This is a genomic window from Duodenibacillus massiliensis (genome assembly GCF_900128485.1).
GTDB lineage: Bacteria > Pseudomonadota > Gammaproteobacteria > Burkholderiales > Burkholderiaceae_F > Duodenibacillus > Duodenibacillus massiliensis.
Window position 1 is genome coordinate 32,893 of sequence record NZ_LT635857.1, and the last position, 23,133, is coordinate 56,025.

Annotated in this window: 19 protein-coding genes, 1 tRNA gene and 1 pseudogene; 12 read left to right on the top strand and 9 right to left on the bottom strand. The window is 56.8% G+C overall.

Translation table 11 applies throughout. The features are described 5' to 3' along the window. Positions 1-291, top strand: a pseudogene (locus BQ7486_RS11565) (integrase core domain-containing protein); the annotation flags it as partial. Positions 292-911: 620 nt separating this feature from the next. Here BQ7486_RS11565 and BQ7486_RS01880 read toward each other — a convergent pair. Continuing rightward, positions 912-987 (bottom strand) — tRNA-Val (locus BQ7486_RS01880). A 46-nt stretch (positions 988-1,033) separates the two neighbouring features. Then, positions 1,034-1,306 (bottom strand): HU family DNA-binding protein, encoded by a 273-nt coding sequence (locus BQ7486_RS01885; protein ID WP_022372406.1) that lies wholly within the window; start codon positions 1,304-1,306, stop codon positions 1,034-1,036. A 446-nt stretch (positions 1,307-1,752) separates the two neighbouring features. On the opposite strand from BQ7486_RS01885, the gene BQ7486_RS11860 reads away from it, so the two are divergent. Together BQ7486_RS11860 and BQ7486_RS01890 are read left to right on the top strand one after the other, a co-directional pair. Further along, a complete protein-coding gene (locus BQ7486_RS11860) occupies positions 1,753-1,917 on the top strand; it encodes a hypothetical protein (RefSeq protein WP_154666300.1) in 165 nt (54 codons plus the stop codon). A 15-nt stretch (positions 1,918-1,932) separates the two neighbouring features. Continuing rightward, a complete protein-coding gene (locus BQ7486_RS01890; protein WP_074008759.1) occupies positions 1,933-2,292 on the top strand; it encodes a hypothetical protein in 360 nt (119 codons plus the stop codon). Positions 2,293-2,362: 70 nt separating this feature from the next. On the opposite strand, the gene lon is transcribed toward BQ7486_RS01890, so the two are convergent. The 4 genes from lon to tig form a co-directional block, all read right to left on the bottom strand. Beyond that, on the bottom strand, positions 2,363-4,816 hold the full coding sequence (lon, locus tag BQ7486_RS01895; protein WP_074008760.1) for an endopeptidase La: 2,454 nt from the start codon (positions 4,814-4,816) through the stop codon (positions 2,363-2,365). Positions 4,817-5,025: 209 nt separating this feature from the next. After that, on the bottom strand, positions 5,026-6,372 hold the full coding sequence (gene clpX, locus BQ7486_RS01900) for an ATP-dependent Clp protease ATP-binding subunit ClpX (protein WP_074008761.1): 1,347 nt from the start codon (positions 6,370-6,372) through the stop codon (positions 5,026-5,028). 20 nt (positions 6,373-6,392) lie between these two features. Then, a complete protein-coding gene (gene clpP, locus BQ7486_RS01905) occupies positions 6,393-6,992 on the bottom strand; it encodes an ATP-dependent Clp endopeptidase proteolytic subunit ClpP (RefSeq protein WP_022373787.1) in 600 nt (199 codons plus the stop codon). Positions 6,993-7,210: 218 nt separating this feature from the next. Further along, complete coding sequence (gene tig, locus BQ7486_RS01910; protein WP_074008762.1) at positions 7,211-8,563, bottom strand: trigger factor; 1,353 nt, start codon at positions 8,561-8,563, stop codon at positions 7,211-7,213. A 255-nt stretch (positions 8,564-8,818) separates the two neighbouring features. On the opposite strand from tig, the gene BQ7486_RS01915 reads away from it, so the two are divergent. Further along, positions 8,819-9,880 carry a Fic family protein gene (locus BQ7486_RS01915; RefSeq protein WP_074008763.1) on the top strand — a complete coding sequence of 354 codons (1,062 nt, stop codon included), beginning with the start codon at positions 8,819-8,821 and terminating at the stop codon, positions 9,878-9,880. A 102-nt stretch (positions 9,881-9,982) separates the two neighbouring features. Then, complete coding sequence (locus BQ7486_RS01920) at positions 9,983-11,539, top strand: FGGY-family carbohydrate kinase (protein ID WP_074008764.1); 1,557 nt, start codon at positions 9,983-9,985, stop codon at positions 11,537-11,539. 526 nt (positions 11,540-12,065) lie between these two features. Here BQ7486_RS01920 and BQ7486_RS01930 read toward each other — a convergent pair. From BQ7486_RS01930 to BQ7486_RS01940, 3 genes are all read right to left on the bottom strand, one after another. After that, positions 12,066-13,919, bottom strand: coding sequence for a C69 family dipeptidase (locus tag BQ7486_RS01930; protein ID WP_162272221.1), 1,854 nt, complete (start codon positions 13,917-13,919; stop codon positions 12,066-12,068). 164 nt (positions 13,920-14,083) lie between these two features. Beyond that, entirely contained in the window at positions 14,084-14,911 is an 828-nt protein-coding gene (locus tag BQ7486_RS01935) for a metal ABC transporter permease (RefSeq protein WP_074008767.1), read from the bottom strand. 6 nt (positions 14,912-14,917) lie between these two features. Then, positions 14,918-15,580, bottom strand: a complete 663-nt coding sequence (locus tag BQ7486_RS01940) for a metal ABC transporter ATP-binding protein (protein ID WP_074008793.1) — start codon at positions 15,578-15,580, stop codon at positions 14,918-14,920. A 1,723-nt stretch (positions 15,581-17,303) separates the two neighbouring features. On the opposite strand from BQ7486_RS01940, the gene BQ7486_RS01950 reads away from it, so the two are divergent. The 7 genes from BQ7486_RS01950 (at position 17,304) to BQ7486_RS01985 (ending at position 23,006) form a co-directional block, all read left to right on the top strand. Beyond that, the gene (locus BQ7486_RS01950) at positions 17,304-18,071 is read left to right on the top strand and encodes a hypothetical protein (protein ID WP_143183002.1); all 768 of its coding nucleotides are present in this window, start codon (positions 17,304-17,306) and stop codon (positions 18,069-18,071) included. Positions 18,072-18,465: 394 nt separating this feature from the next. Further along, a complete protein-coding gene (locus BQ7486_RS01960; protein WP_074008771.1) occupies positions 18,466-18,735 on the top strand; it encodes a helix-turn-helix transcriptional regulator in 270 nt (89 codons plus the stop codon). 421 nt (positions 18,736-19,156) lie between these two features. Next, positions 19,157-19,345: a hypothetical protein gene (locus BQ7486_RS01965; protein ID WP_074008772.1), complete on the top strand. Its 189-nt coding sequence runs from the start codon at positions 19,157-19,159 to the stop codon at positions 19,343-19,345. Then, a complete protein-coding gene (locus BQ7486_RS01970; RefSeq protein ID WP_074008773.1) occupies positions 19,342-19,698 on the top strand; it encodes a hypothetical protein in 357 nt (118 codons plus the stop codon). The genes BQ7486_RS01965 and BQ7486_RS01970 overlap by 4 nt, the downstream gene beginning before the upstream one ends. 108 nt (positions 19,699-19,806) lie before the next feature. After that, positions 19,807-20,862, top strand: coding sequence for a toprim domain-containing protein (locus tag BQ7486_RS01975; protein WP_074008774.1), 1,056 nt, complete (start codon positions 19,807-19,809; stop codon positions 20,860-20,862). After that, positions 20,859-22,763: a DUF927 domain-containing protein gene (locus BQ7486_RS01980; RefSeq protein ID WP_074008775.1), complete on the top strand. Its 1,905-nt coding sequence runs from the start codon at positions 20,859-20,861 to the stop codon at positions 22,761-22,763. The genes BQ7486_RS01975 and BQ7486_RS01980 overlap by 4 nt, the downstream gene beginning before the upstream one ends. A gap of 9 nt (positions 22,764-22,772) precedes the next feature. Beyond that, complete coding sequence (locus BQ7486_RS01985) at positions 22,773-23,006, top strand: hypothetical protein (protein WP_074008776.1); 234 nt, start codon at positions 22,773-22,775, stop codon at positions 23,004-23,006. Positions 23,007-23,133 lie beyond the last annotated feature (127 nt).

The window sequence follows — 23,133 nt, forward strand, 5'->3', positions numbered from 1 at the left end:
CGTGACGGCTTCGACAATGCTGAGGAAGCTGAGCAATGGGTGCAGGGCTTTGTAGACCACTACAACGAGCACCACAGACACCGCGGCATCCGCATGGTAACGCCGGGGCAGCGCTATCGCGGCGAGGACGCGGAGGTGCTGCGCCGACGCAGGGAGACGATGCTGGAGGCTCGCAGACGCCATCCGGAGCGCTGGATCACCGGGAGAGTGCTGAACTGTACGCCGATCAAAGAGGTGTGGCTTAACCCCGAAAATGGGCAGTTGGAGGAAAAGCATGCCAAGGCAGCTTGAACAAACGCCCCGCTGTTGCTGCAACAGCGCGTTCGGCGGTTTTCCGCGGGCCTCAGGCTCGGACTCCTCCTGCCTGAGGAGGCTCATTCTACCGGCCTGCCGACCTCTCGCGCGAACGGTGCAACACAGCTGCATCAAAGGTTTTTCTACGGGCCAAAAAACTCTGGGTGAATCCGCCGAAGGCGGAGAGGGCAAAGCCCTCACTGAGCTCAGACTACAACCTACTTTTTAAGAACAAAATCGGCGAAAGCTCACTTGACATTCACCGGTCACGGTACTCAATCAGAAGCTCGGCCAAAGAAATATTGGAACTTTTCTCTTCAGGGCTGAGTTCAAGCGCTGCAGCAAATTTTTTAGCTTCCGTTTTTGTGGGAAACGTTTTTTGCTTTTTACTGCTGCCGGAATACCACAGAACCCGTTATGTACCGTATTGAGTTGTTGAAACTGGGCATTAATGCTCTCCTGTACAAGGTATGACGGAGCAGCGCATCTGCCAATCCAGCGCCACTATTACCGCCACTAAAACGCCACTAACTTGTACGGATTATGCCGTTCTATGCCGATTCAGACAAAGAAAAACCTCGACAAATCAATGTATGCCGAGGTATTCCGATGGCTTGTGGTGGATGCTGAGAGTCTCGAACTCCCGACCTACGCCGTGTAAAGGCGCCGCTCTACCAACTGAGCTAAGCATCCCTGCCGCGCTCAGACAAATCTGAGTGCGGTTAAGCAGTGAAGCTTGTTAGTTTACAGCATCCTTGAGGCTCTTGCCAGGACGGAACTTCGGGGCCTTGGAAGCGGCGATCTTGATCGTGGCGCCGGTCTGAGGATTACGGCCGGTGCGGGCAGCACGCTTGGAGATCGTGAAGGTACCGAAACCGACGAGGGTGACGTCCTTGCCCTTCTTAAGGGAGGTGGTCACCGCTTCAACGAAAGCGTCGACAGCTTCAGCAGCCTTGGCCTTGGAAAGATCCGCCTGGGTGGCGATAAATTCAACGAGTTCAGTCTTGTTCATTTCAGACTTCCTTGGTTATGCCTGTGTCGTTTGCTATGTACCGGCACAGACGGGTTAACTGATGCATTGCCTTATGCATGCGGGGCATTTTACAACACGCAAAATCAATAAAGTCAAGCCCTGCAGGGTTTTGAAGCGATTTCGTGCTGATTTAGTCACGATTGTGTCAATTCTTTGACAGAACGCAGGCGCAGATAAGGTTTTTGCCGGAAATCCGTGGCTTTTTGGGCATTTCTGAGGCCGGAGAAATCTGAGAAATGAGCCGCCCGCCGGTGCGTTTTGCGGCCTCACACAAATTTCTGCGAAAAGAGGCACTCACAGAATTTCCCGCAGGAAGCCCGGGGCTTGAGCCCCGGGAGGAATGCGGGCTTTCGAAATTTTTTAATCTTGGAGCAAACGCAGCCAAACCATGCACATAGTTTTCGCTTAAGGTATATTCAGCCGCTATGAAATCGCGCACACCGTCCTTTGTCATCGAGCTGGGCCTGAAAATCGGAGAGGATCAGGAAAGTGCGCTGGAGACCTGCTTCTCCGATGCACGCCAGCTCTTCAATGCTGTTCTCGGAACGGCAAAGAAACGCGTGCGCGCCATGAAAAGCACTGAAGCATGAAAGCTCACGGCCGCGATGCCCAAGGGCAAAGACCGCAACAAGTGGTTTAAGGAAATTCAGAAGTCCGCCCGCCTTTCCGAGTATGCCCTGCATGATGTCGTGAAAGAGCACCGTGCCAAGGGCGGCTTTACAAAGCGCATCGGCATCAACGAAGCGCAGAAAATTGCCACACGTGTCTGGCAGGGCATTGAGCGCCGGCTGCTTCATCAGGGAGGTCAGCCGCGGTTTAAGAGTGCTAAACGGGGCATGCACAGCGTTGAGGGAAAATCAAACAAAACAGGGTTGCGTTGGAAGGCTAAGACGTGGACGCTCGAGGTTCTGGATCTGGTGATAAAGGCTGAAGCCCCCAACGGCGATGACGCCGTTCAGTTCTGACGCCAGAGTAAAGAAAAGGGCTGAAGCCCGATAAAAAGCTTCAGCCCGTTCGTGTCAGAGCATAAAAGGCTTAATGTGCCGTTGCCTGAGTGCCCGACACGGCGTTGCTGCCCGCGGCAGGAATCGGCGCCGCAGTCGCCGCTTTTTCAGCCGAATCGGTCTTTAAGGGCTCGGGCTTACGCACAAGCGCCTCTTCGAGAACCTGATCAATCCAGCGCACAGGCACGATTTCCATGCCGGTCTTGACGTTATCCGGAATCTCGGCAAGGTCCTTGACGTTGGTTTCAGGAATCAGCACCTTCTTGATACCGCCGCGTAAAGCCGCGAGGAGTTTTTCCTTTAAGCCGCCGATCTCAAGGATTTCACCCCTGAGGGTGATTTCCCCGGTCATTGCAACGTCCGGACGCACCGGAATGTTGGTCATCGCGGAAACGATTGCCGTGCAGATTGCGGCACCCGCGCTGGGCCCGTCCTTGGGCGTAGCGCCCTCAGGGAAGTGAATATGCCAGTCGGTGTTGGCAAAAGCGGAATTTTCAATACCGAGCTTGGCGGCACGCGCACGAACAACGCTGCGCGCGGCTTCCACGCTTTCCTTCATCACGTCGCCCAAAGAGCCCGTGCGCTGCACAACGCCCTTACCCGGGAAGACCACGGCTTCCACGGTAAGGATGTCGCCGCCCACTTCGGTCCAGGCCAGCCCATTGACCTGCCCCACCTGGGGTTCTTTCTGCGCTACGCCGTAGGTGTACTTCCTGACACCCAAAAAGTCGCTCAGGTTCTTCGCGTCCACCGTGATTTCACTGGTGTTCTTGTCACCTTTTTCGGCATTCATGTGCACGACCTTACGGAAGATCTTGCCGATGCTGCGCTCGAGCCCGCGCACGCCCGCCTCACGGGTGTAGTAGCGGATGATGTCGCGGATCGCGTCGGCCTTCACCGTCACTTCGTGGGGCTTGACGCCGTTCATCTTCATCTGCTTAGGAACGAGATGTTCTTCGGCGATGTGCATCTTCTCGTCTTCGGTGTAACCGGAGAGATTGATCACTTCCATACGGTCAAGAAGCGCCGGCGGAATGTCGTAGCTGTTGCTGGTGGCCACAAACATGACGTCCGACAAATCAAAGTCCAGATCGAGGTAGTGATCCTGGAAGGTGCGGTTTTGTTCCGGATCGAGCACTTCAAGCAACGCCGCCGCAGGGTCACCGCGGTAGTCGCGCCCGAGCTTGTCGATTTCATCCAGCAGGAACAATGGATTCCTCACCCCCGCCTTTGTGATCGACTGAATCACTTTACCCGGCATGGACCCGATGTAGGTGCGGCGGTGACCGCGGATTTCGCTTTCATCGTGCACGCCGCCTAAGGCCATGCGAACAAACTTGCGTCCCGTGGCGCGGGCAATGGATTCCCCGAGGCTGGTCTTACCGACGCCGGGACCGCCCACCAGGCACAGAATCGGGCTTTTCACCTTATCGACGCGCTTTTGCACGGCAAGGTACTCGAGAATGCGTTCCTTCACCTTCTCAAGCCCCCAGTGATCGGCGTCCAGGATCTTTGCGGCCTTCTTAAGGTCCGTGCTCACGCGGCTCTTTTTCTTCCAGGGAAGCTCCACGAGCGTATCGAGGTAGCCGCGGATGACGGTCGCTTCAGCGCTCATGGGCTGCATCATCCGGAGCTTACGCAGTTCAGCCTGCGCCTTTTCCTGAGCCTCCTTGGGCATGCCGCATTCGGCAATCTTCTTTTTGTAATTGGCGATATCGTCGCCGTCAGCCGCTTCCTCGCCTCCGAGCTCCTTTTGAATCGCCTTCATCTGCTCGTTGAGGTAGTAGTTGCGCTGGCTCTTGTCCATCTGCTGCTTCACGCGACCGTGAATGCGCTTTTCAACGGCAAGGATGTCCACTTCCCCGGCAATGAGCCCCAAAAGATTATTGAGGCGCTTTCGCACGGAAAGCTCTTCAAGCTGCTTTTGCTTGTTTTCAAGGGAAACCGGCAATTGCGCCGCAACGGCGTCGGCGAGGCTCTCGGCGTCTTTGAGGGCCTTCACGCCCGCGATCACCTCGTCGGTGATCTTTTTGCTTTCCTTGGCGTAACTCACAAACTGCGTTTCCACCGCACGCCGCAGGGCTGCGGTTTCCGTCCCTTCAATGTCGGTGGAGTCTAGGCGCGTCGCCTTACAGGTCATCTCAGGCGACTTATCGTCGATGTCGCTGAGTTGCACGCGCCCGTGCGCTTCCACAAGCACCTTTAAGGTGCCGTCGGGAAGGCGCAGCATCTGCATGAGTGTGGCAAGGGTCCCCACGTCATAGACGTCCGAAGCCTTCGGATCATCCATCTTGGGATCGCGCTGCGTGACAAGCACAATGCGCTTGTCACCTTTCATCGCATTCTGCACCGCACGCACCGTCTTGGGGCGCGCAATAAACAGGGGCAGCATCATGCGCGGAAAAATCACAAGGTCACGGATCGGAAGGACCGGCGCGACAACCACGCCCGGGACTTCACCCGCATTGTTCTCTTTTTCTGTCATGTAATTAATCTCAAAAAACTGAGCGTCTAAAGTTTCAGTAATGGGCTATGTTGGGGCTCAAAGCCCCGATTTCAAGGGGGAAAAAACTTCCCCGCCGATACCTATGGACTATAAAAGGGAAACGGGCTTAAACCTTGCCCGAATACGGCAAAAATGGGGCACATTGTGCCGGGACGGAGGCCGTCCCGACACAAGTTAAAAAAAACGGATCAGGACGCCTGAGATGCTTCAGGCTTTACCGGGTCCTTGCGGGGACAGGCAATCATGTCAACGGGCGCGCCCGTCTCAATCGTGGCTTTATCAAGCACCACGCGGCCGATTTCGGGCTTGGCGGGCACTTCAAACATCGCGTCCAGCAGTGCCGCTTCCACGATGCTTCTTAAGCCGCGGGCACCGGTCTTGCGTTCCATCGCCTTATGCGCAATGGCTTTGAGAGCGTCGGCGGTGACCTCAAGCTCCACCCCTTCCATCGCAAAGAGCTCCTTAAACTGCTTGATTAAGGCGTTCCTGGGCTCGGTGAGAATCGAGACAAAGCCTTCTTCGGTAAGTTCCTGCAGCACGGCAATCACGGGCAATCGCCCCACGAGTTCCGGAATCAGGCCGTACTTCACAAGGTCGGAGGGCTCGACGTCCTGCAAAAGTTCCGAGAGCGACGCCTCTTTCTCGCTTTTTACCTGCGCGGAAAAGCCGATGCCGGATTTCACCGACCGGCGCCGCACGATCTTTTCCAGGCCGTCAAAGGCGCCGCCGCAGATAAAGAGAATGTTGCTTGTATCCACCGCAATCATCTGACCGCGGGGGTTCTTGCGGCCGCCCGAGGCGGGGACGTTGCAGAGCGTGCCTTCCACAAGCTTTAACAGCGCCTGCTGCACGCCCTCGCCCGAAACGTCACGCGTAATCGAGGGGTTTTCGCTCTTGCGGGCAATCTTGTCGATTTCATCGAGGTAAACGATGCCGCGCTGGGCACGCTCGACGTTGCCGTCGGCGGCCTGCAAAAGCTTATGGATGATGTTTTCGACGTCTTCGCCGACGTAGCCGGCTTCGGTAAGGGTCGTCGCGTCCGCAATCGCGAAAGGCACGTTAAGCCCTCGGGCAAGCGTCTGCGCCAGAAGTGTCTTTCCCGACCCCGTCGGGCCCACGAGCAGCACGTTTGACTTGGAAAGCTCGACGCCGTCGTCGTTGGCGTGCCTCAGGCGCTTGTAGTGGTTGTAAACAGCGACCGACAACACGCGCTTGGCCTTTTCCTGACCGATCACGTAGTTATTGAGGTGCGCGTAGAGTTCCTGCGGCGTCGGAAGCTTCCCCTCAAGTTCGGGTGCCGCCGGTTCCTGCGCGGTCTTCGTCTCGCCCGCCGCAGCGGCTTCTGAACCCGTTGCCGCCGTTGCATCAGCCGGACTCTTCGCAGGGGCTTCGATGCCCATCGCCTTCATGAGGCCCTTCACACAGCGGTCGCAGATCAAAATCCCTTGGCCGGTGTCGACGAGCACCTCGGTGTCGTTTTTATGCCGCCCGCAGATCGAGCAGCGCAGATCGTCGGTTTTCTTCTTGTCAAACATTGAACAGTCTGTCCCGGAAATTATTCAGTACGGTGCGTGAGAATCTTATCAATCAGACCGTATTTGAGCGCCTCTTCGGGGCTCATGTAGTTGTCGCGGTCCGTGTCGCGCGTCACTTCTTCAATCGTGCGGCCCGTGCGCTCGGAAAGTACGCCGTTTAAAAGGCCCTTTAACGACTGTATTTCCTGCGCCTGAATCTGAATGTCGCTTGCCATGCCGCGGCTGCCGCCGCTCGGCTGGTGAATCATGATGCGCGAGTTGGGCAGCGAATAGCGCTTGCCCTTGGCGCCTGCGGCCAAAAGAAACGCCCCCATCGAGGCAGCCATACCCACGCAGATCGTCTGCACGTCGGGTTTAATAAACTGCATCGTGTCAAAAATACCGAGCCCCGCGTAGACGCTGCCGCCGGGGCTGTTGATGTAAAGGGAAATGTCCTTATCGGGGTTTTCGCTCTCAAGAAAGAGAAGCTGGGCAATGACGAGGTTTGCGCTCTCGTCGTTAACCTCCCCCGACAGAAACACGATGCGGTCGCGCAAAAGGCGCGAATAAATATCAAAGCTGCGCTCGCCGCGGCCGCTCTGCTCGATCACCATCGGAATCAGCATGTTCTGTGCATTCATTATTTTTTGTGTCTATTTCAAAGGATTACGAACCAGACCGTCCGTTACGTCCGCGCTTGCCGGAAAAAAGCGAAAAAGCGGATAACGAAGCAGTCACCGAGAGCATTCATTGTCCGCCTTTTTGGCGGCGGTATGCGACAGTTTATGCCGCGCACCGTCACCTCTGACTTGTGCCGCAGCAGCCCCCGAAAGAGGCTTTCTGCGGCAGGGGCTGAGCCTTAAAGGCTGCCCGGGTTCTTCATCAGATCGTCAAAGCCGAGCTTTTCGTCGGTGGTCTTGGCCTTACCGAGAACGAAGTCCACAACGCGTTCTTCGAGGGCAAGGTTGTGGTAGTTCTGCGCGGTCTGCGGGTTGGAGAGGATGTACTTCTCCATCTCAGCCGGTTCTTCGTAGGCTTCGGCCACGTTCTTGACGATGCGCTTCACATCATCTTCGGAAGCCGTGATCTTGTTTTCGTCGATGAGCTTACCGACAAACATCGACAGCGCAACGCGCTTGGCGGCCTGTTCGGTGAAAAGCGATGCCGGCAGCTGACGGTTGCGGTCTTTCTTGCTGAGCATGCCGCGGGCCATGAAGTCGTTCATCATGGCCTGAGCCATGCGTTCGCTTTCTTCCTGAATCATCGCAGAGGGCACACGGAACGTGCAGAGTTCCTGCAGCTTATTCATCACTTCGCCACGGGTGCGGTTGCTCACACGGACCTTGACTTCGCGTTCAAGGTTCTTGCGAACCTCGGCCTTCATGGCGTCAACGCCGTCCATGCCGAGTTTCTTTGCAAATTCATCGTCAATGGCGGGGATGTTGGCCTTTTCAACGGCAACGCATTCAACGTCAAAGGTGACTTCTTTGCCCGCGAGGTCCTTGGCCTGATAGTTCGCCGGGAACGTAAGGTTGAAGCTCTTCTTGTCGCCCGCCTTCATGCCTTCGACGGCCTGATCAAATTCAGGCAGCATCATGCCTGCGCCCACGATGAACTTGTAGTTGTCGGCGGAGCCCCCTTCAAAAGCCACACCGTCCTTCATGCCCTTGAAGTTCACCGTCACGCGGTCGTCCTTCTGAGCGGCGCGGCCCTCTTCGGTCGTGTAGGTGGCACGCTGCTTGGCCATGATGTCGAGGGTTTTGGCAACTTCGGCGTCCGTGACGTCGCAGCTGTAGCGCTTCAGTTCGAGGCCGGAAAGGTCCGGGAGATCAAATTCGGGATAAACCTCGACCTTGGCGGTAAAGACGAGTTCGGCGTCACCGGGTTTGCTGCCTTCAGCCGGCGCAATTTCCGGGAAGCCGGCGATACGCAGACCGCTTTCTTCCGCGGCCTTGCGGTAGGCGGCGTCAAGAAGGTTGTTCATCACGCGCATACGGGCTTCGTAGCCGTACATTTCCGCAACCTTGGCGGCGGGCACGTGACCGGGACGGAAACCGGGGAGCTTCGCCTTTTTGCCGAGGCGCTTCAGTTCAGCGGCCACACCGGCTTCGAGTTCGGCGTTGTTCACCTTGAGGGTGAGCGAGCGTTCCAGGGGATTAACCTCAGGCTTTGCGGCTTCTTCGGTCTTCACGTCTTTTGCGTTTTCAGTCATTTTTTTGTCTATTCCGTTTTTATGCCGGAACACAAGGGTGCGGCCGGCAACAGGTAGAGCACGCCTTGCGGCGCACTCTGTTAATCAAACAGGGCGCATTATATCGGCGGTGCGCAAAACTCCGCGTTTTCACGTGTTATACCGTGAAATCAAAGTGTTAATGCGTGTTACGGACAGTCAATTCTGCTAATATCCGCTAAATACTGACCAAGAGTTATTTTTCTATCTGCGAGTATCTGCGAGGATTTTTAAGCCATGCGTATTGCAAGTCCCGAGACGTTTACGGCCGACAGGCGCTACAGAAGGCCTTTGGCCGCAATCGACGAATTCCGCTTCACGCTCTGGCGCGATGCACTTGCGATGAAGCCCGAGGCCGTCACCGCCATGACGCGGGCGGCCTCCGCCGAAACCGTGGCGGCCTGTCTGAGAATCGAAGGCACGGACTTTACGGCCCCGGAAGCCTCACGGCTCATGGTGAAGAAAACGAAACTCAAAACGCAGGCCGCGGAAGCGGCCGCGGGCTGTGCCGATGCGCTTGACCTCATTGTCAAAAGCTACGCGGTAATGCCGTTAACGGAAGATCTTCTGCGGCAGCTGCACCGCATTCTTTTCTGGCACACGACGGACGGCACGGTGCGCGGAGGCGACTACAAAACGGGGCTTGATGAGCGGGCGGCACCGGGGAGCCTCTTTTTTGAAACGGCACCGGCAAGTCAGGCCCCGGCATTAACCCGCGAACTCATCGCGACCGTCAATACCCTCTTGACCGCGCAGGAACTGCACCCGCTTCTGACGCTTGCCTACTTTAACGCGGTCTTTCCGGCAGTGAGCCCCTTTGCCCGCGGCAACGGCCGCCTCTGTCAGCTCATGACCGTCTTAATCATGCTACAGCAGGGGTACGGCTGGGCCTCTGCGGCGTCGCTCACCCGCCTCATGGATAACGACAAGGGACGCTTTATCACGGCGCTTCGCGCAACGCAGCTCACACTCACCCACCCCGCCCCCGCGTGGGAGCCATGGTTTGACTTTTTCACCGACAGCCTTACACGGCAGATGCTTGAAGTGAAGGACCGGCTCACGCTTCTCGGATCGGCAGGACCTCGCCTCTCGCCCCTGGCGGACTTTATCCTCACGCAGGCGCAGATGAAGGGATCGGTGACCGTCAGGAGCCTGCAGCACGAAAGCCGCGCCGTGATGGCAACGGTACGCTATCACGTCGCCGAGCTCGTCAAAAAAGGGCTTCTGATTCAGTGCGGTGCGGGTCCTGCGACCCGGTACACCGCGTCACACGCCGCAAAAACCGATACCTCGGTCTGAAACCGGCCGTAACCGGTTACGGTTTCCCGGCGGTTTTCTACGTACAATGCCGTAGATTTTTAATTTCCGCAGTCAGGCTGCGAACACTTATGAGGATCAGTCATGGCCAAACTTTACATGGGCTTTGATGCCGGCACCCAGAGCGTGAAGGTCGCCGTTTACGATGAGTCGTTGACGCCCCTGGCGCAGGCAACGGCCGCGACAACCCTGCACTACCCGCATCCGGGCTGGGTACAGATGGATCCCGATGAGTTTCTCAGCATCACACTTACCTGCATGAAGCGCTGCACGGATGAAATCCGCGGCAAAGGCTACGACCCCGCCGACATCCGCGCCGTGATGGGTGACGGAATCATCTGCGGTATCTGCGGCGTAAACGCTGAAGGCGACGCCGTGACCCCCTACATCAATTACCTTGACAGCCGCACGCAGGCTGACGCCGATGCCATCAACGCCAAAAACCTCGACATTTGGGGCAAAGAGACCGGCAACCCGGAAGCCAACTGCATGTTCCCCGCGCTTTTTGCCCGGTGGTTTATCAAAAACTCCCGCAAGTTCCGGGAAAAGGGCGTGAAGTTTGTGCACAACGCCCCGTATATCCTCATGCATCTGGCGGGCCTCAAGGGCAAAGACGCCTTTATCGACTGGGGCGCAATGTCGGGCTGGGGCTTAGGCTACAAAGTCGAGGAAAAATGCTGGAGCGACGAGCAGCTCGCAATCCTCGGGATTGACAAGCGCTTTATGCCCACCGTCAAAAAGCCCTGGGATGTTGTGGGCACGGTCACGCAGGACATTGCCAGGGTGACGGGCCTTGCGGCGGGGACTCCCGTGTGCGCGGGGGCCGGTGACACCATGCAGTCGATGCTCGGCGCCGGCGTTTTTGAAGCCAATCAGGGCGTGGATGTTGCGGGCACCTGCGCCATGTTCTGCGTTTCTACCAAAGGCATTGTCCCGGAACTTTCTAAAAAAGGCAGCGGCCTCATTTTTAATTCCGGGTCGCTGCCGGACACCTACTTTTACTGGGGCTTTATCCGCACAGGTGGTTTGGCGCTCAGGTGGTTTAAGGACAATATCTGCGGCAAGGCCGATGATCCGCGCTACTACACGGAGCTCTCGGAAAAAGCTTTAGCCGTGCCCGCGGGCTGCAACGGGGTGCTGTTTCTGCCCTACCTCACCGGAGGCGCCGGAGAGTTAAAGCACGCAAGCGGGTGCTTTATGAACATGACCCTGGACGATGACCGCTTCGTGCAGTGGCGCGCCGTGCTTGAAGCGATCGGCTACGACTACATGGAAATCACGGACACGTACCGCGCCGCGGGCGTGCCGCTCACCCGCATCACGGTGACCGAAGGCGGCAGCCGCGATTCGCTCTGGAATCAGATCAAGGCCGATATGCTCGCTGCCGACGTTGTACGCTTTCGCAACGCCGGGGGCGCCGTCGTCACCAACTGCGTCTTTGCGGCAATTGCCGCGGGCGACGTCACCGACGCCAAAGCGGCTCTTACCAAAACGATCGTCAAAGACGCGCAGTACACGCCCGACGCTGAAAAGTCCGCTCTTTACCGCCGTCTTTTTAAGCTGAAAACACGTTTGGTGCAACAGGATATGAAGACCGCGTTTGAAACGCTCACCGCCATGCGGCCGGTGAGAAGCGAATGACTGACGGGCGGGCTGCAGTCAGCGTGATCTGCCCCTAAAATACCCGACAACAGTGCCCGAAGGCCTCTGCCCGTAACATGGGTATGCAGACAAAGAGGGACGTTTAGCCGACAGTGCTTGCGCTGTCGGCATTTTCATATCGGAAAGTGTCGCCTGAGCGCAGCCCCGTCTGACTCCCGGTCCGGAAGGTTGTCCGGCGTAATCCTGCTCACTCGTTTCTCAAGACTCTCACTGGTAAGCCGCAGCGGACGCAGACACCAACCGGCTGCGGTCTTTACAACCTCGAGACGCGTTCCTTCACTGAGTTTCAGGTCTTCGATGCACTCGTCCGGCAGGAAAAGCCATACGTCTGATTCGTGTTTTTCAATCTTCGCGAACAGTATTCTCTCCTCAATGACTTCCGAGATTACCGAAAGCGTGTTGAGATGGCACGGTTCGCGAACACGGCAAAAACTCACCGGGAAAAAACGCCCCGCTCCGCAGTACATGCAAAACGGGGCTCACGCGTTAACGGGGAAAACGCCGATTAACGGTCGTGCGTTTCAGACTTTGCCTTCTGAGGCTTATAGCCGTCGGGCGCCACAAGCGCCGTATCAAAGCCCGTGATGCGGGTCTTGCCGTTGACGGTATAAAGCCAGAAGTCGTAGACCGTCCCCGGGATCATGAATTTCGCCAGGTCCTTCGCGGCAAAGTTAAAGACCATATCGGCCTTGCCGTCCTTGTTGAAGTCCATGGTGCGGGTGGAAACGGGCTTGGCGAGCTGATCAAGCGTCACCTTGGTGGTGACCGACGACCGCCCCGCGCCCGCGACGGTCTTTTTGACGTCAACCTTGGTGGCGTCAAGGGTCTTGTCCGAAAGAAGCACCACGTCAACCCTCTGATCGCTCTTGGGGTCAATGACGTCTGCGAGAACCACAACCTTGTGCGGCATCAGTTTGGCGACTTCCTTCTGAGCAAGCGCAGTTGCGGCGTCAAAGCTTTCGGCATTAAAGGCATGCAGATAGCGCGCGGCTTTTTCCGGCGAGAAGCGGCAGATCTGCTGCGCAACGGCGGCGGTTTCGGCGGCCTTCTTGCCCCAGACCTTTTCAAAGCCCTTGATCAACTTGGTGTTTGCCTTCATGTCGGCGCCGCGCTTATATTCGAGGGCGTTGGCAAGCTCCACGGAAGCAAAGACGGGCCAGTCGGGGTTGAAGCTGAAGAGTTCGGGCGTCCCCTTAAAGTGTTCGGCAGTCGCCTTTTCGGCCGTGAGGAACCCTGCTTTTTCCGCTTGCTTGGCAAGCGGGAAGAAGGGCACATAAGGCGTTTCGCAGGGACGCGCGATTGAGCGGTACCCCGTCGTGAGAAGCGCATTTTCGTTCATCACCCAGACGCCCGACTCGTGCGTGGTGGGACGGCACAGGCCCAGTCCCTTGTAGTGGTACCACCCGGCGTCAGCGCCGATACCCTTTTCATGCGTTCTCAGAAGGTCCTTCACTTCCTCTACGCCCATCTTCTTTGGGTTAACGGCGGCGTACGGGAACTTCTCGGGATCGGTGATGTTTTGTCCGAGAATCTTCTTCCACGCGAGGTTGTTGCGCGAGAGGTTGTAGTCGGCGGCACGGCGTTCGGCCGGAGCCAGGGCCGCGCGGAAGTTAAAGTCCTTGTAGACGCCGGGCTCAGCGGGCTTATAGCGCCCGTTTTTAATGGCGCGCTCAATCATGCCGGGCGCAAGAATCACGTTTTTCGTATCCGTGGCATCGAGCTTATCCATCATGAAGTTGTTCGGGATATAGACAACTTCATTGTCCTGCACGCGGCGGGCGGCCCAGGTGTTGCCTTGGTGGATGGCGATCTGCCAGGCTTCGTTGGCGTCCGCGACCGTATAGGTGCGGCCTTCGGAGAAATAGCCGTAGGTCGTGAGAAGGTCAATGGCGATGTCAATGGCGTGGCGGGCGCTTGTGGCGCGCTCAGCCATCAGGCGCCGGATACCGTAACCGATACCGCCGTCTTTGACCGGCATGATGTCGTCCTTGTAGATCCCGGTGCAGGCGTTTGAGACAATCACTACACCGTTTTCATTTACAAAGCCGTCGGAAAAGCTCGCTCCGTTGGGATCGAAGGTCTGAGACCAGTAAAAACCGAACGTCTTTTCGACCTGGGGGATCTTCGCGGCCGTCGGTTCAAACGTAATCATCTCGCCTTTGGCGTGCGTCGCTGCAGGCACCCAGTACTGCGCCGAGAGAATGCGCCCGCCGTTATCTTCATTGTGACCCACGATGATCGTGCCGGTTTTACTGACGTCCTTGCCGACGATGACCGTGGAGCAGCCGATTGCGTTAAACGCGAGCGACGCAATAGCTACGCCCAAGGCGGCTGAGAGAGCTTTGATCCGTAATGACATACTTTCCTTCCTTCTGGTTGCTGCGGGCCCGATTGGGATTGCCGGACCCATTGTTTCTGGCGCCTCTCGGGGAAATGACAGGCACCTCGAGGAAGGATTCTAGGCGCACTGACCACGATAAATAACCTAGGGTTATTACCCAATAACCCATACGACACCGACCGTCAGGATGAGGAGCTGCCGCGGCGCAGCCGGTAAAGAACGAAGCGCCCCATCATTACGAACGCAAGGACCGCCACGGACGTGAGCGCAATGAGGCCCCCGGGCGCCGCGTCCACGATTGCAGCAAGCATGAGCCCCCCCACGCTGTCAATGAGGCTCACAATCATGGCTGCCGCAAGGGTCCTTGCAAAGCCCTGCCGGAACTGCAGTGCCGTGGCAACGGGAACCGTGAGCAGCGAACTCATCACAAGTACGCCCGCCACCCGAATCGATGACGCAACAGCCGCAGCAGAGATGAGGGCAAAGACCGCAGCGGTAAGCCGCACCTTAACGCCCGCGGCACGCGCCGCCTCTTCGTCAAAGGCGATGCAGACCAGGGCGTTGTAGTTCAGTGACCCGAGAAGAAGGGCCGCCGCGGTGAGAAGCCCCACGATCACGAGGTCTTCGTCCGTGACCGTGAGGATGCTGCCGAATAGAAAACTCTCGGCGTTCGCGTGCACCGCACCCGAGGTGATGAGCGTTACGGCTATGCCGACCGAAAGCGCCAGAACAATCGTGAGAATGAGGTCGGAAAAGTTTTTAAACAGGCCCCTGAGCGCTTCAATCAGAAGTGCCGCAGCCGACGTAAAGATAAAAGAAGCCCCGACGGGATTGACGCCGCCCGCAAGGCCCACGGCAACGCCCGCAAGGGACGCGTGCGCGAGGGCGTCGCCTGTCATCGAAGTGCGCCTTAAAACGAGAAAGATCCCGATCACCGGGCAAAGCACTGCCATGCAGACGGTGGCTGTGAGCGCTCTCTGCATGAAGTCATAGGAAAAGAGTTCCGTCATGGCGCGCTACTCCAGCCAGGGTTTCTCATCAAAATAGGCGTCGGGCGTCATCGTCCGGGCATGCCCCTCGGCAAACGCGACGATTTTCGTGGCGTTTTCCCGCACGGCCTCAAAGTTATGCTCAACGCTGACAACCGTCACGCCGTGGCTCACGTTTAAGTGCTTTAAAAGCGAATAGATGTCGGTGGCGGACTTTTTGTCTAAGCCCGTGGAGGGTTCGTCAAGAAGCAGGAGCTTACGCTGCGCCAAAAGCGCCCGGGCAATGAGAACGCGCTGCCGCTGCCCCCCTGAGAGCGTGCCGATAAGCGCATTGCGGTAAGCGGCCATTCCGACAGTGGCGAGCACGTGCTCGGATGCGTCTTTGCCGGCCCTGCAAAGTGCCGCATAGCCCTTTAAGACCTCAGAGACCGTAATCGGAAAGGCGCTCATCGCCGCGGGATCGGCCTGAGGTACGTAGCCCGACAAGGGAGCATTCACGGTCACCGTGCCGCGGCCGGGCTCGATAAAGCCCAGGATCATCTTCATGAGCGTGGTTTTGCCGCAGCCGTTGGCGCCCATCAGGCACACGTAGTCACCCTCTTGCACCGTAAACGAAATATTCTCAAGAAGCCACGGTGCGGTCCCCGTGTAGGAAAACGAGAGATCTTTGACGGCAATAACGCTTGACACGGCAAACTGCCTCCAAACCGCAGAGAACCGGCTGTAACCGGACAAAAAAGAGCCCGCGGGCTCTCAGAATTGGTGCCTCCGCCGAGCACCCATCAATGCCGCATTTATGCGGCTTAGCGAAGAGCACTTTAAAAATATATTCAATTTTCTATTCACTTTGCCGAGTTGCTAGGTAGTTTTACCTAGCCCATCTATCGGGCTAAATCGCACCGATTCGCGTGGTGTTCGTCAAAGTGTGCAGAGAAAATATACCCCAAAAAGCGGGAACGGTGGGAACGAATTGCGGAAACTCAGTAACGGCGCGGGTTTGCGGTGTGTTTCAGCTTGGGAACGGCTTGGGAACGCTGTGGGAACGGTGGGAACGGAAGGTAGTAGTAGTAGTAGTAGTAGTAGTAGTAGTAGTTGTTGTTGTTGTTGTTGTTGAGTTTTCCTGAAGATTTCAGACTGTTGCAGTTGTTCCCGTTTTTCCTGCTACCCCTGGGAATTGCTTGGCACTGTTCCCCTATCCCAGGCAGCCGGATGGGGTAAATTTCACTAGGGATTTGTGAAAAAAAGTGCGTGCGCGCGCGAGGGACGGTGTTTTATGGGCGGTTACGGTAGCGGGCGAACAATGCAGGCACGGCGGGGGACGGTCGAATTAGTGCGAAATATCCCCATTGGCTGGGTTAAAAGCAACTGGGATGCACTGGTGTGTGGTCTGTTTATCTCCTGGAATTACGGCGGCAGGCCCGCTGGAGCCGCCCAGGTGCGGCGCGAAGGCAATGAAGTCCTTGTGTCCTACTCCCGAAGGCGCTCAGAGTCGGAGCCGTTTCGCCCGGTATCCGCTGAAGTGGAGATAGTCAGGCAGCCTTGCAACTATGGCGGCTTCCGGCTGTGGTTTGTGTGTCCGCACTGCGGGCGCCGTGTCGGGGCCATTGTCGCTGATGATGTGGTCGGGTGCCGTCATTGCCTCCGCCTGGGGTATCAGTCCGAGCGGGACGGCCGCTTAGATCGGTTGCTGAACAAAAGGCACAAGATAGAGTCACGCATCGGGGCTTGGCTTATCAGGCCCAAAGGGATGCACAAAACAACCTTTTCTGAGCTGCGGCGCCAATATGCCGTGGTTGAACGGCAGTTAACTGCACTCACTGAAGATTTCGTGATGAAGCAGGAAGCACGGAGACAATGGCGGAGAGCCTGTTAAGGATTGTTAAGGTTTAGGGGGCTGCAATGGCCCTGGCTATAGGTCGTTGCGTTGCTCAGAGTTTTTCGACAAGACAGCGCGGGCGCGCGCGAGAAGCGATGAACTGCGGTATTTGAGCCGATGCCGTTTTTACGGCACTCAGTTTTTGAACCCCCTGCATTTATTGGTGCTTTTTGAATTTTTGCACCAGTCCGCGCGGGGGCGCGTGCGCGCGGGAGAGGCGAACGAGCCCGAATAGTTCAATCTGTCCGCCCCAGGTGGCGCCGATTCCTTGAGTTTGGTGACAAGTCCGCGCAAGCGCGCGAGAGACGAACGGGGCCGGGGCACTACGGCGCCGCTACGGGGGGTTGGTTACTCTGCACGGCGCCGTGGCCGTTATGAGTGCGTGGCAGTGCAGGCAAATACGGCGAATTGCGATAAGATAACCGAAGGCGCGCCCAGGGGAAATAGCTACCCCCCGGCCGTTCGATGCTTCCGCCTCGGTTATCGGGCGTACGCGCGCCGCCTTATCTCTTATTCCCGGGGCGGTGTGAGGCGTTGATGAAGCCAACAGATGTTAGTGATTGGGCTCCCTGGGACGATGTTCCTACAAACAACCTGTGCTCATTAGATGATGCGGCTGAAGCCATTTGTGGTTATCAGCATAGGGAACTTAAGCGGGGACAATTTGGCATTGATCTCAATGATGTCAATGATCCTCTTTTTTGTTCAGTGCGGCAGTCGTTGCAAAATTGCATTAGGCGCAATGAGCGGTTCTTTCAATACGAGTTGTTTGGCTTTACGTGGCGCAATGACTTTAACGCATATACCGATGATGATGCTCTGTTCCCGCAACAGGCCTATTTCTGCTGGTGGCTAGAGAATTACAAGGCCATGACCTTCCCGCAATGGTTTAACCATATGCCACACATAGAAAGCTACGTTGATAAAAACGGCATTCCGAAGGTTACGGCAGATGAGGTGCTGACTCAATACCTATGGGGCGAAGAGGACACCTGTAAGGCCACTCACGAAAGCGATGATGTTGAGGTATTTCCTCAGAAGAAAATGCACCCTCATGTGACGGTGGCAGACTTACACGCAATTGCAGAGCGTGTGCCTGCATTTGCTGATTTCTTAAGAGCGGCATTGTTGTTCTTGGACAAGGATGCTCAGGATGAGAAAATTAAAGAAGTCCTAAGCGGGCTTGAAAGAGAAAGCGGCTGGGGAACAAGCACTAAGGGCGGAGTAAGTGAAGCTCAGTGTGCAGCCTTTAAAGCCTTTTTCGTTAAGGCAAAACCAGGGCGGCCATACGGCAAGAAAAAATAGCCCCCCTATTTTTCGCCCTTTGTGTATTGGGTTTTTGCTCATGCGGCGCCGCCCGGTGCAAAAACCCTCCCCCTGTTTTTCTACAAACCTCCCCCGGTTTTCGTGAAATCCCCGCTGGTTTTCGGCGGGGGTTTTGCTTTTAAGGCCGCTTAAAAATTTTTTTGCCGCCTTTTTTCAGGGCAATTTCAGAAAACCCCACCCCATTTTTCTACCGCGCCGTTATTGGCTTTTCTGCCGATTTCGCAGACTGAAGCCCCCGGGGCTGAAGGCAAAAACCTCCCCCGGTTTTAAAAAGCTCCCTCTGTTTTTTCGCTGTTTTCGTCCCGAGAATTCCCCTTGTGCTGAGGCGATTGGCGCCGAGGCAAAACAAGCCATTCACGAGGAAGTGTGACAAATGGACGAAAGCAAAGAACGAACCGTTCCTAGCCTGGCAGAGAAAAAGGCAAAGAACGTTGAAGAACGGGCGGGCGCCCTGGGCGCTGGGCGTTATTGCGACTGCAAAGTGTGTGCGGCAGCACTGGGGCTTGGTCTCACAAAGTTTTGGGAGCTCACCAAAATTTACGATTTTCCGAAGCCGCTGAAGATCGGCCGCTTGTGCCGCTGGAAGGTGGCGGACGTGATCTCCTGGGCTGACCGGAAAGCGAAGGCAGGGGAGCGGTTATGAGCATCATGCCGAAAAACGACAATGCGGCCGCTTGTGGCACTAGTCCCCGGGAACTTTGGCGAGTGACGGGGACAGGTGTCAGGGATGCAGGCCGCAGTGCACATTGTGCCAAAACTGAGGCGAACGCTTGCAGGATAGAACGGAATTGCCATAAAATGCCCGTACCTGGTCGCGTGGCCGGGTGCGAGCGTAGCGGCTTGCAATTCTCTAGGCGAACAGTCGCCGCGCCTTCCCGTGGCGTTTTTCTTTTTGGCGTTTGTTCAATTCGTGGCGTTATTGCGTCCGTAGTTTGTACGGGCGTACCGCGCGGGAACCCTTCGGGGTTGCTGTGTCCTAGAGAGCAGTCCGCTAACCCGCGCGGTGCTGCCCACCCTTTAGCGGAAGGGTGTGCAGCTATTCCGATCTCTCTAGGAGGCACGCCATGAGCCTTAAATCGTTGCGTCAATGCGTTGACTACGCAGACGGACTTGCAACCGTTGCGGCCGCACACGCCGTTATTTCCCATCCCAACACTGCGCCCCAGGAGATCGCCCGGGCAGCGGACGTTGTGGAACTCCTGATGTACGGCGTCCAAACACTTGCTGAGCAGAAAGCAGAGGTGCTGTCATGAAACAGTGTGAACACTTGGCGCCCAACGCGCAGACAGCAGCCAATGCAATTGCAACCGATACGGCGCTCGGGCAGATGGTGGCCCGCCTGGCCTCATTGAGTCCCGCTGAACGGTCTGAGGCAGCAATTGAGGCTGATTTTCTCCTGAATGCGGCTGCCGACACACTGGACTGCCTGGCAGATACCGAGATCGCGGCCCGGGAGCGTGAGGACCGTTGCTTTTCTAACCGTCAAAAGCTGGGGAATGCCCTGGGGCTGCTGGCCTCGGTGATCCGGCTTGTTTCTGATGCTCAGGTGCAGGCAGACGGCTGCCGAATGCTGGCCGGAAATAACTCAGGGAGGTCGCAATGTTAGGAAAACTTTGGCGGCTCCTGTTTCCTGCTCTTGTCGATGTTGTGGTCGGGCACGGCCGCTCAGATGGGTTTATCGCAGTCCCGACTTATTGGCGGTGGAGGCTGAAGCATGAGTAACTTTCAGAGAATCGGCGCCATTTATCCCACACTGGCTGAGGCTTGTGCGGTTGTCGGTATAGCCGTGCCGCGAGCGTTGAAAGGCCGTTACACGGCGATACAGGCCGAGGATGATCGCCGGGGGAAAGCTGCCGGGCGCGTTTATCAGTTTCCGGACGGCCGGGGCTGTGCGGTGATGAACTGGAAAACAGGAGTAATGGCCGTTGTGGTCTACGGCTGGATTCCCGGGCAGCACATTGACCGCAGGGAGCTCGCGCGCCTGAAGGCTGAGGCAGAAAGGGCCCGTGCCGCTGAGTGGGCGCGGGAACAGGCTTGCCGGAAAAAAGCGGCAGCGGTCGCCCGTTCAATCGTGGAGGCGTCCCGCCCGTACCTGGGGGACGATGTGCACGGTTACTTGAGGCTGAAGCAGATAGCCTTTGCCGCCCCTTCCCTGCTGGAGATCAGCAAAGAAAAAGCGCAGGCCCTGATAGCAGCGGGCGGCATTGACTCTCCGCCCCAGGGGTTACGGCAGTTGAAAAGCGCCCGTCTCCTGGTGGCGCCGCTTGTGACGAAACAGGGTGTGAGCTCGGTGCAGCTGATTGACGAATACGGGACAAAAACTTTCTTGAGAGGGGCTTCGGTCCGTGGCGCCGTGTGGTGCCCTCATGAAAAGCCCGTGTGCCCCCAGGTGATCGGAATTGCCGAGGGCGTGGCAACTGCCCTCAGTGTTACCCGGTTGTACGGCGTGCCGTGCGTGGCTGCAATGTCGGCGGGGAACTTGTCGGCAGCAGCCCGAACGGTCTGCGCCCTGTTCCCCTCCAGTCTGCTGGCCTTTTATGCGGACAGGGACCCGAGCGGCATAGGCAGCAATAAGGCTCAGGCCGCCTGGCTGGAGCTCGGTGCGGACCGCAGGAGCGGCAGTCCTATGACGCCGGGCATCTATATCCCGCGCTTCAATGCCGGGGATTACGAAACATTCAAACAGATAAAAAAATCCGCAGGCGCAGTGCCTACGGACTTTAATGACCTGCTCGCGTTGCAGGCACACAATGGAGTGATAACGCCATGACAGACGTTAAAACCACTACTGAAATTTTACAGGCTGAGGCGCCGAAAGAGGTTGTTCTCATCGGCTCACTTATCCCGAAGGCAAACGGCGGTGAGAGCTATCGGCTTGAGCCGGAAGGCGAAGAAAAACCCGGGGTGTGGTTTGAAAAGCGCACGGAAGGCGGCATAGATGTCCGAAGAATCTGCGCCCCGCTGCGTGTGAGTGCCGTTGATTACGATGTGAACGGTGAAGGCTTCGGCATTACGGCCGAATTTCATAACGCAGTGGGTAACTTAAAGGCGGTCCGCATCGGCTTGGATGAACTGAGCACGGCTGCAGAGAAACTGCGGGGGCTTGGACTATCCATTGATGAAGCGCCTGGAGCCCGGCAGAGTCGTGTGCCCGATTACCTCAATGCGGTGTTTCAGAACTACAAACAACAAGGCATTCCCCTGGTTAGACGCGTGACTCGTGTCGGCTGGCTGTCGGATCAATTCACGGCCTTCGCCTTCCCTGACGGCGTCATGATGGCGCCCGGGGAGGACGCAAAAGAGCGCTATTGCATGGACCTCCCTGAAGGGGCACCATCATTTGAAGTAAAAGGGACGTTGCAGCAGTGGCAGGAGAGCATAGGACTCACGGCATTGAAGTCAGATCGACTTATGTTGTCGTTGTGTGTCGGATTCGCGGCCCCCATGATTCAACTGCTGGGGTTACAGAATAGCCCGGGCGTGCACTTTTACGGCGGGAGTTCAATCGGCAAAAGCACGGCAGCCCGTGGCACGGCGTCTATTTTCGGCAGCAGGTTTGGCACTTGGCGGCTAACGGATAATTTCGCCGAGCTCGTGGCGTCCTCACATAACTCTCTGCCAATGGTGCTGGATGAAATCTCCCAGGCTGACCGCAAAACGATGGAGCTGCTGTACATGATTGCCAACGGCCGGGGGAAAGGACGTATGACAACAAAGGGCGGCGCCAAAAAGGTTTTCACCTGGGCTTTAACGTTGGTATCAACGGGAGAGCAAACCACCGATGAAGCCAAACGGGAAAAGACAGGGAAAGCATCGGCAGCGGGTGAAGAAATCCGGCTGATTAACATTCCCGCCGATGTAGGTGCTGGTAACGGCATTTTGAGCCAACTGGCTGAAGGCGAATCCGCCGAGGCTGTAGTCGATGCATACACGGCAGCCGCTCAGAAGTATCAGGGCGCGGCCGGGAGAGCCTTTATTAAAAAGCTGCTGGAGGACGTGCAAGTCCATGGGGTCGAAAGTATCCGGGAAAACTTTGCAGGTTATGCCGCCGATTTCAGCGCAATGGCCTCGGCTGGCCGAGTGCTGGACAATCAGCAGCAACGAGTGCTGCGCTTTTTTGCCGCGTTTGCCTTTGCCGGGGAGCTGGCAACAAACTACGGGGTATTGCCCTGGCAGGAGCGTCAGGCCCAGGCAGCGGCCCTGAGTTGTTTCGCCGCTTGGGATTCACGAGCAGGCAGTCGCCGGGAGCGTATCCGGGACTGTTTGGACGCCCTGGCCTTTGTTGATGAAGAAAAGGCGAAGCGGTTGTACTTTAAAGGCGGCAAGCTGGCTGAAAAATCCGATGCCTACAGTCCTCAGACAAAAGAGTGTTCTGCCCTTGTCTTTGCCGAAAAAGTACGGGTGTTGGCCTGCTATGAGCCCGGAAAGTTTCGGGAGATAATTAACAAAATGGGGGCCGTGGCCGCCGATGTCGAAGCAGCACTCATGAATGTCGATGCCCTGTATTTCAATGACAAGAGTCGCCGGGAGTTCAGGCCCAGGGACGAAAACACAAAATCCCTGCTGCCAAAAAGCCGCTATAAGGCGATTTTTCCCCAGGCAGTGAAGAACGGGGCGCCGTTAACGGATAGCCAAAAACAAGAAATTCTCGATTTGCTGAAAAACGCATGAGGTGGCGCCATGTTGGACTTAGAAAGGTACCGTCAGCACCGGGAGGGCGTCAGCAGTCCGGGTGCTCAGGCAAGAACGACAACTGTATCGCCGCCCGGCAAGCGCGTTGCTGTGGCCTCATTACTGGAGGACTTTGCCGAGCGTGCGGGCATTCTCGAATATGAAGGCGGGGAAGAACACTCCCAGGCGGGGAAACTGGCCTTGATGATGATGGAGGAAAAATACAAGGTGTTCATCCGGTAGTAATCAAAAACGGCGCCAAAACTTAGGTATTAACACCTAGATTTTCACGCCGTTCCCGCTTTTTGTTCCCACCGTTCCCAATTCATTTTTCTGTTTTGGGAACGGATTTTTCTTGTAATATACTAAT